Origin of the sequence: Endozoicomonas arenosclerae (assembly GCF_001562015.1) — a bacterium.
Taxonomy (GTDB): domain Bacteria; phylum Pseudomonadota; class Gammaproteobacteria; order Pseudomonadales; family Endozoicomonadaceae; genus Endozoicomonas_A; species Endozoicomonas_A arenosclerae.
Map to the genome: position 1 here is coordinate 1 of NZ_LASA01000175.1, position 7,722 is coordinate 7,722.

The window sequence follows — 7,722 nt, forward strand, 5'->3', positions numbered from 1 at the left end:
GTGGGTTACTATTTCTATACAACGACGGCACCCTCATAACTGGAGTATCCAGTCCATGCTGAATCGGGAAGATTGCCTGAACTGGATTCTTACAGGTTGCAAAGAGGTGAATGAGTCGTTCCCCGGACGTCAGCCTGACACTGTTGAGGGTATAAAAACAGCCGTCTTTAACGGCAACTCCTTCTATCACGTCAGGAGTCATACGGAAAAAGACTGGACGGCTTTTTACGAAATCCCTATCTCGGATGACCACTTACTGAGTTTCTATTTTAGGCCCAGTGGCGGCCATAAATACCTGGTGAATGATGAGAATAACGTTGAAGCCGAGGCCGAAAAAATGATCCAGTCGTTTATGGAGAACTTGCACATCACCCTGTCACCCGATACGCAAAAACGGATTGAGGAGCTTGAGCAGAATGAACAAGTCAGATGAGCCGATCATCATCAATGGATTGGACCTGAATGCTATCATCGATGAGATAGAGCAATGGCTCACGTTCCTGAATACCGTTATTGGTATGCTGTCTTTTACACTGGCACTGGCCTGTCTGGGCACCAATACACCCGCCATCAATGCCTTCTTTTCATTTATTATTGTCATTCTGGCAGTAGAGCAAGAAAAACGTTCATTACTCGGTAAAACCCGAAAATTGAGAGCCGCTGCAAAAGATAATGAAAAAGCAGACATTATCCTTAAAGGTATTGAGCAAAAGTATTTAAGTATCCCTAAACTCATCTTCAAATCGCCTATATATTTGATGGGGTTCGGTCTGCTTCTCTGTGTAATCATCAGCCCCTTTGTCTTCAATGAATATCCATACCTCACCGAATACTTTAATCTGTGAAACTAAGCCCTCTCCAGACAACTTGTCGGTTCATGATACTATTCCCAGCAACCCTTCTTGACTAAACCACAAGTCTTTTCAAGAGTTACTGACATGACGAAGAAAATCTACGTTATTTATACCGGTGGCACCATCGGCATGAAACCCACTGATTCTGGTTATGCCCCCTCCGGCAATATGCAGGCGCTTCTCGATGAGAAACTGCCTCCCCATGTCCGTAAAGGCCTCCCTGACTTTGATCTGGTGGAGTACGATCAGTTAATCGACTCCAGTAACATCCGTCCGGAAAACTGGAAACAGATCGCTACAGACATTGCCGAACACTATGACGATTACGATGGTTTTGTCGTACTGCACGGAACGGACACCATGGCTTTTTCCAGTTCCATGATGTCTTTCATGCTCCGCAACCTCAATAAACCCGTTGTCTTCACTGGCTCCCAGATTCCTCTTTGTGAAGCTCGCAGTGACGGTCTGGAAAACTTTGTGGGTGCACTGAGTATCGCTACGGATGAACGCATCAATGAAGTCTGCCTGTACTTCAATGGTCGTTTAATGCGTGGCAACCGGGCACGCAAGCAGAATGCGTATCTGTTTGATGCTTTTGACTCTCCAAACTTCCCTTGGCTGGGCCGGGCCGATATTAATATCGAACTCAGCGACTATCTGCTGCTCAAGCCCGATAGCAAACCTGAATTCCACCTGGAGTGCGCTGAAGATACTCAAGTTGGTATTCTGCAACTGTTCCCTGGCATTACTGCCGACTGGATAGAAGCTGCCCTGAACCAGCCTGTACAAGCCTTTATCATCAGAACCTATGGGACAGGCAATGCTCCTGATGGCGATCAGGCTCTGCTGGATACTCTGAAGAAAGCGACAGATAACGGCAAGATCATAGTCAACCTGACCCAGTGTCACAGAGGTACCGTGCATCAAGGCAGCTATGCTGCAGGTTCAGCTCTGGCAGAAGCCGGTGTCATTGGTGGTCTGGATACCACGACAGAAGCCATGTTCTGTAAACTCCACCATCTGTTGTCGAAAGGACACTCCTCTGAAGAGATCAAAACTCTGGTGGGTGTAGACCTTGCCGGAGAACTGACCGAGTAATTCCTTTTTATTGTTTTAACTCGCTAATATAAGGCTGTCTTACTGAATGAGGCAGCCTTCAATGATCATCGAATCCTTTCTATAGAATATCTATTCACTTAAAGCCGTCATTTTATCGTCATATACCGAAGCTTGTTGAATAAATAGTTAACTGTTAAAGTACTTGCCTGAATTCTAACCAAAACAGTTCAAGGAATGAGTATGAAGAAGTTAGACGTCAGCGATCTTTCCAATTACGCCTTTACCTCCAAAAACAAACAAAACAGCGAATTAAACAAAGAGCAGTTAGTGGCCCTTGATAAGCTGGTTGATGCGCAAGGCAATTTCTCCCGACTGGACGCCATCACCAAAGAATCTCTCAGTACCATTCAGGCTCGTCTGGCTGAAGACCCCTCCATTCAGGGTGATGCTGTATTGATTGATTTTTCCCTTAGAGTTCTGAGCATCCATAAAACCTGGAGCTTTTTCTTTTCGGATCGTGATGTTCGTGACATTGATCCAAGAGTGCTCGACCCCAGAAATGTCCGCCTCGATAAGCTGATCAACATTCGCAATATCAAGGAAATCAAGAAGATTCGTTGATCCCATGACACTCTCAGAATTGATTGATGGTATCTCCAGGCACCAGAAAGACCAGGAAAAGGTTGTCACTGCGGCTTTGATTCTACGATTGCTCTATCATTGGCAATCACTGGACATCGACACGGATGAAAAGGACGTTCATTACGCCCGACAGTGGAGTTCTGAAACCATAAGACTCTGGATCGATAACATACAATCCTGGGATCAGGAATGGATCACTGCTACGGTTGCCAGCGATCCATTCAACCTTCTGGCAGGCTTTTCAGTGCTGCCGGATTCCGATGCAGAAGCAGCTATTCAAACGTATTGTCAACTCTGTCAGACCCTAAAGAAAGAACACCAGCTCACCATTATTGCTCCTGAGAACACACCTCTGGTGTATTTATTCCTTAAGGCCAGAGAGCAAAGCCATCTGTTATTTGACCCACTCCAGTCAGCCAGTATTGAGGAAGCGCTTGAAAACCAGACATTAACTGACCTGTCGGCGTTCAGCCTGGCCTCCCATGCCTTGTTTCAGTCGTCTTTTGGTCAACACCGGAAACAATCCCGGGATCAATCCTGGCAACCCATTGTGTATGCCGAAGCCATTCGTGCTTCCAGGGTCAGAGACATCAATTCTGCCGGTCTTACCCTGCTTTGCCAGTCGTTAATCATAGACAGACAATCACCTGAAGCCGATCAGTTGAGTCAATGGCTTTTAAGAATTCGCAGGACTGACCAACTATTAGGTTGCTGGGAGTTATTCAGTGACTCCGTCAATATCGCTAACTTGCTATCCACCGTAAATGCTTACTGGGGACAGCATGCTTATTCAAAGCCTGATATCCCTCTTTATCCAGGTATTGCACAACGGCAGCATCAACAACAAAGCCTGCCTTCTTTTCCAGAAATGAGACAGCCTGACTGGCAACGTATGGATGCCAAGATTGCCTCCATGCTGGTCTGGCTGGACAGCCATGTTGATCGTTTCTGCATGCCCGAGACTTGTAAAACCAGAACAGAATTCACCGATCACTTAAAACCCCTGGTTGAGTGTTCATTACTGCTTTATGCCATGACGGGTGAACGACACAGAAATCACAACAGTCCTTATTGTCAGTGGGCAGAAAGTATGGCTAAACGACTGTTCTGGCATATTGAACAGGAGAAGCTGATCGAAAGCTTCCGATTGTACCCAACCACCTCTCTGGCCATGCTGGTTTACCCTTTCCTGGAACGAGCTGCAGGTAAACAGTCGCCTTTCCATAATGAAGTTAGGTCGTTGCTGGAAGTACCCGAGGCCAGTTCCCATGAACGCACCCCCATGCGAAGAATGGATTTTCACTTTCTCTGCAGAATGATGGATGCAGTACCTACACCCAATCATGATTTGAGTACTCAGCTCTCGGACACTTTGTTATTCAGCAGTCCTAACCCTCTCATACTTTCCAACGATGATGTCTATGACATCACTCATGCCTTTTTCTACGCCACTCAATTCGGAGAGAAAGCCTGCCCGGAACTCGAACCGGTTGCTCCATGGCTTGAGGAAATATTGCCTTCTCTAACACTGGCGTTATCACTGGATAAGGACAACGATATTGCCGGTGAGCTATTGCTGTCAGGCATTTACTCCAGACAACCTTTTGGCAACTGTCAGGCTTTGACTCTCGATATACTGATGGATGGCATTACGGAAAACGGGGCAGTTCCTGGACCCGAACGCTCCATGGTGGAAGTAGAGGATGAATTCATCCGCTGCTATCACACGACCCTCGTAGCCGCTCTGGCACTTCTGGAAACTCGCATTTCATACGGAGAGCCCTGGTCTACAGACGAAATACCCGATGTGGCTGAAAGTGAAAACCGTTTTCTGTTAGAAGCCTCAGAAGTTCTCTACACCGAACTGGGCATTGAAGCCGAATATGGCCAGAATAAAGTCCGCAAAAAAGAGAAAGAGCTGGCATTCCTTGTGAATGCACAAAAGCAAACCTTTGCCGTCTCCAAATACGCCATGAACTCGCCTGCTATTCAGCAGACCTATCAATGCCAGCAGTTTCTGGCCAGTCAGAATCTTACAGCCCCATTACTCTTTCACAGTCATCCTGACCTGACCGGAGAATCCTGGAGTATCCGAGAATATCTGGAGGGCGAACTCTGGCTTAAACAATACAACCAGCGCCTTCCAGAAGGTTATTATCAACTGGGTAAACTGGCCGCCAGACTACACACCAGGAGACCTGATAACCTTCCTTCCGCCATCAACCAACATTGGATAGACACCCTTCGCCAAACTGAAGTTCATGACACTCGTCTTGAGCAAGTCATCAAGACTTTTCTCGAAACCATGCAGACAGCCACCGAAACCCTTCTCCATGGTGATCTTCATCTTGGAAATGTCATCGAAACAAACAATGGCCCCCAGTTTATCGACTTTGATGAATGCGGACTGGGTGCACCCGAGATGGATCTGGCTATTGCTCTTGCCTACGTCAATACTGATCTGGAAGAATTCAGGATCTGCAAGGAAAAGATTATTCAAGGCTATATCGAAGCGGGTGGGAAAGTCAGTCAAACTCTGCTCAACTGCTGCATCATTCTTGCGCCTGTCTATGTCAGTGAGAAGCAGATTGCCGTATTCCGGGGAATAGAATACCATCAGGCCATTGAAAATATTCGCAAGATCGCATTAAGACAGACACTATTGCATCTGGATGCCAGTGAACCATTGAATTAAGAAAGCAGAATGTTCTGCTTTCTTAATTCAATCCGTCAAACGTTGACTGGCAGCTGCCAATCGATTGGAGCAATTCCCCTGGATTCCAGATAATGATTGGTTTGGGAGAAAGGACGACTGCCAAAGAAACCACGATGGGCCGACAAGGGGGATGGGTGAACAGCCTGTAGAACCAGATGTTTGGTTCGATCAATAAATTGTCCCTTCCTCTGGGCGTAACTGCCCCAAAGGATAAACACCAGCCCTTCCCGTTTGGCATTCAGCTCAGCAATCACCTTGTCGGTAAACTGTTCCCACCCTCTTTTCTGGTGGGAAGCCGCCTGTTTGTGCTCTACCGTCAACACACTGTTCAATAGCAGCACGCCCTGCTTGGCCCAGGATTCCAGACAACCATGACTGGCGGGAGGAATCCCAAGGTCACTCTGCAGCTCTTTGTACATATTGACCAGAGAGGGAGGCGTTCGCACATCAGGCCTTACGGAAAAGCAGAGCCCATGGGCCTGACCAGGCCCGTGGTAGGGATCCTGCCCCAGAATCACTACCTTTACCTGTTCAAAGGGCGTTAAATCCATAGCCCGAAAATATTCACTGCCCTGGGGGTAAATGGTTTTACCCGCAGCCTTTTCATTCATCAGGAAGCTGCGAAGAACCTGCATGTACTCCTTGTCAAACTCACCCTGCAAGTGTGTTTTCCAAGATGGTTCCAGCTTGATTTCCCGCATAGGATGTCCCCGGTTCAGCAAACGTTGAAGTTAAGAATCGAATGATAATCGAGTCATTATACACTTACGGATGATATTGAACTGGCTTTTATTGCTACCACTTCATGACTGTGTGATAGAGCAGTCCACACTCCGAATAATGCCTGCCTGAATTGATCGAATACCTAAAGTTCAAGTTTCTGTTAGCAATAATAACCTGGCTGTTAGCCATTCAGACAAACTGAGGAACATCACATTAATGGGGGCAGTCTTAAGGCAATAAATATGTATTAACTCAGTTTTAGGAGAATCCATCCATGCTTCTCAGGAAGAGTTGCCTATCATTCCATAGAGTTATCATTTCTTTTATTGGAGTTCTTTTGCTTGCCACCTCTTTCACTGCAACCGCAGTAGAAGTGGAAATGGAGAGCCGACCCATAAACCTTCAGAACTCACTGATAAAATGGTTCCTTATTCTAAACAGCAAGCCTTCGGCACTCAGCCCTAAATTGACTCTTGCTACCGTTGCCGAGGAAGATATGGGCGACTACGCCTATCTGCTTGAAGTTAATCGGGAACTGAGAAGGGATAAGAACTTTGACTCCATTCCTGTCGAACTGGCCGTCATTACCAGCCCGGAACAGAAACAGCGATTTTATAAATATTTTCAAGAAACCTCAGAGCTTAAAATTCACTGGATACTGGATGAAGAATCAGAAGACCAGTTTGCTAATCAAGAACTGAATAACTCTAGTCTGGTTTTTTTCCTGTCATCCTGGCCAGAATTAAACGGTCCTATTACACCCAACTGGCTGAACATCACCCACTATACCAGCCTGCCTGACTGGGATCAGAGCCTCTATGACTATGTTATGTCTCTAGGACAGCAGGCGGAAGACTACTATCAGGCGGCGAACATCAGTACCCAGTCCTCAACCTGTCTTCGGAGACGAGAAGGTGAAGAAGAATCTGAAATAATCGACTGGGAACGGTTAACAGAACAGTTAGATTCGGATGAGTTTTCCTGTGATCTCTATCAATCACAGGAAAACTGTCTAAACCGTATCACGTTTGGTCTCAGTGAAAAAACAGTAGGTTTGCCCTTTAACAGCCTGCTTTCTGAAAAAGTGAACGAATTTGAACAGTCTCCGGATAAAAGTGATACTCGAATGGCCCGTGACTTTAATGCATTACTCAAGGAGAAACTCTGGCTCGGTGAGGCTCTTTCGGGTAAAAAGCCCGCTTTTAACCCATTTGAAGCCATCAGGCAGTCCCCTTATTACATAGCTTATTATCATGGCCAGGCTTTTTTAAAAGAGTATCTCGCCATTATCAGCCAGATTGACGACAGTATTCCTACAATAGTCCTTAACATTAGCCTGGAGCAGCTGCAAAGCAGCGCTTATCATGGAATGTTTGCTGACTTGGGCTATGGAAAAGTAACTTTCCAATCAGAAACTGAGACAGTAAGTTATCCCATCCCGGAAGCTTTAAGCTATAAACAGATAAAAATAGTCAATCCCGAGTATTTTCCAATTGAAAAATGAGCCTGAAGAAGAGTGCATGACTCCGGCCTCAGGCTGGTCGTTCATAGATGACTGTTAGTAAGTTCTCTCTGGCGTTTTGAAGCCTTCGTGCCGCTTCATTATCGGTCATGACATGCGCTTTCGCCTCCAAACTTTTCAGGGTGACTCCGCTCTTCAAGTATTGCTGGGCATCTTGCAGAGAAACAAACTTTTCATAGGGCGTCATCATATCTTCGTAACGGTAA

At 46.2% G+C, this 7,722-nt stretch carries 7 protein-coding genes and 1 pseudogene; 6 read left to right on the forward strand and 2 right to left on the reverse strand.

Annotated features, from left to right (window positions below; all coding sequences use genetic code 11):
• From WG89_RS25675 to WG89_RS25695, 5 genes and pseudogenes are all read left to right on the forward strand, one after another.
• Positions 1–433: pseudogene (locus WG89_RS25675) on the forward strand (hypothetical protein); the annotation flags it as partial.
• Entirely contained in the window at positions 417–845 is a 429-nt protein-coding gene (locus WG89_RS25680) for a hypothetical protein (RefSeq protein ID WP_062270525.1), read from the forward strand. The pseudogene WG89_RS25675 and the gene WG89_RS25680, both read left to right, overlap by 17 nt.
• Before the next feature lie 93 nt (positions 846–938).
• Positions 939–1,952, forward strand: a complete 1,014-nt coding sequence (gene ansA / locus WG89_RS25685; RefSeq protein ID WP_062270526.1) for an asparaginase — start codon at positions 939–941, stop codon at positions 1,950–1,952.
• 201 nt (positions 1,953–2,153) lie between these two features.
• Positions 2,154–2,534 carry a hypothetical protein gene (locus WG89_RS25690; protein ID WP_062270527.1) on the forward strand — a complete coding sequence of 127 codons (381 nt, stop codon included), beginning with the start codon at positions 2,154–2,156 and terminating at the stop codon, positions 2,532–2,534.
• Positions 2,535–2,538: 4 nt separating this feature from the next.
• Positions 2,539–5,250, forward strand: coding sequence for a phosphotransferase family protein (locus WG89_RS25695; protein WP_062270528.1), 2,712 nt, complete (start codon positions 2,539–2,541; stop codon positions 5,248–5,250).
• Positions 5,251–5,285: 35 nt separating this feature from the next.
• On the opposite strand, the gene ung is transcribed toward WG89_RS25695, so the two are convergent.
• A complete protein-coding gene (gene ung, locus WG89_RS25700; RefSeq protein WP_062270529.1) occupies positions 5,286–5,972 on the reverse strand; it encodes a uracil-DNA glycosylase in 687 nt (228 codons plus the stop codon).
• Positions 5,973–6,331: 359 nt separating this feature from the next.
• On the opposite strand from ung, the gene WG89_RS25705 reads away from it, so the two are divergent.
• The gene (locus tag WG89_RS25705) at positions 6,332–7,498 is read left to right on the forward strand and encodes a hypothetical protein (protein ID WP_153301824.1); all 1,167 of its coding nucleotides are present in this window, start codon (positions 6,332–6,334) and stop codon (positions 7,496–7,498) included.
• A gap of 28 nt (positions 7,499–7,526) precedes the next feature.
• Here WG89_RS25705 and WG89_RS31375 read toward each other — a convergent pair.
• A partial coding sequence (locus tag WG89_RS31375) for a hypothetical protein (protein ID WP_216638507.1) occupies positions 7,527–7,722 on the reverse strand: 196 nt, incomplete at its 5' end.

Excerpts from the sequence above, each read along its gene's own strand:
- WG89_RS25680 (WP_062270525.1), top strand. The coding sequence starts at position 417 with ATGAACAAGTCAGATGAGCCGATCATCATCAATGGATTGGACCTGAAT.
- ansA (WP_062270526.1), top strand. The coding sequence starts at position 939 with ATGACGAAGAAAATCTACGTTATTTATACCGGTGGCACCATCGGCATG.
- WG89_RS25690 (WP_062270527.1), top strand. The coding sequence starts at position 2,154 with ATGAAGAAGTTAGACGTCAGCGATCTTTCCAATTACGCCTTTACCTCC.
- WG89_RS25695 (WP_062270528.1), top strand. The coding sequence starts at position 2,539 with ATGACACTCTCAGAATTGATTGATGGTATCTCCAGGCACCAGAAAGAC.
- ung (WP_062270529.1), bottom strand. The coding sequence starts at position 5,972 with ATGCGGGAAATCAAGCTGGAACCATCTTGGAAAACACACTTGCAGGGT.